Source organism: Caballeronia sp. AZ1_KS37 (assembly GCF_023631165.1).
GTDB lineage: Bacteria > Pseudomonadota > Gammaproteobacteria > Burkholderiales > Burkholderiaceae > Caballeronia > Caballeronia zhejiangensis.
In genome coordinates, this window is record NZ_JALQDP010000044.1 from 1 (window position 1) to 1,046 (window position 1,046).

At 60.8% G+C, this 1,046-nt stretch carries 1 protein-coding gene; it reads left to right on the top strand.

All coding sequences use genetic code 11. The annotated features are described in order from the left end of the window. Positions 1-1,034 (top strand): IS630 family transposase (locus NCS00_RS31130; RefSeq protein ID WP_250442088.1); only part of this gene is annotated, 1,034 nt, incomplete at its 5' end. Positions 1,035-1,046 lie beyond the last annotated feature (12 nt).

Here is a 1,046-nt window from a genome sequence, read left to right on the forward strand (position 1 = left end):
CCGATACCGAACGCGAGCAACTGCTGTCGGCGGCGCGCAGCCGAACGGTGCGTGCGGCGGACGTACGACGCGCGAAGTTGATCCTGATGCTCGAGGACGGCGAATCGCGCGACAGCATCATGCGCACACTGGGTTGCGACTCGCGCTTCATCGCGCGCTGGTCGGGGCGCTTTCTTAGCGAGCGACTGTCTGGCATGTACGCCCGACATCCCGGGCGCGCTCCCAAGCAGCCGCCAGCCAGACTTGAGGCGCGTGTGCTCAACCGTACTCTCAAGCACAAACCTGCCGACGGCTCGACACACTGGAGCAGCTATAAGCTTGCGGCAGAGCTCGGCGACGTGTCGGTCTCGACCGTGCAGCGCATCTGGCGCAAGCATGGGGTCAAGCCGCAGAAGTTGGAGCGGCACATGGTCTCCAACGACCCGGACTTCGAGGCCAAAGCAGCCGACGTGATCGGGCTTTACCTGAACCCGCCGGCGCACGCAGCGGTGTTCTGTGTGGACGAGAAGACCGCGATTCAGGCACTCGACCGCAAGGACCGGATGCTGCCGCTGTCGCCGGGGCGCGCCGAGAGTCACGGCTTCGAGTACAAGCGCAACGGCACGCTCAGCCTGTTCGCGGCGTTCAATACTGCGACCGGCGAGGTGCTGGGCAAAACAGCGCTGCGCCACACCAGCGAACAGTTTGTGGCCTTCCTGACCGACGTCGTGGCCAGCCAGCCCAAACACAGAGAAATCCATGTCATCTGTGACAACGTGAGTAGCCATAAGACGGAGCGGGTGGCCACCTTCCTCAAAGCGCATCGCAACGTACGTCTGCACTTCACGCCGACCTATTCGTCGTGGCTTAACCAAGTGGAAAACTGGTTCTCGCGCATCCAGCGTGATGTGATCGCCCGTGGCATCTTCACTTCAGTAAAAGATCTGGATCGCAAACTCATGCATTACATCCGCGAGCACAATAAACATCCAAAGCCGATCAAGTGGAAGTATGACGATCCTTCACGTCGAATCCGCCAGGTGCCAAATCAATGACGCAGTCGACTA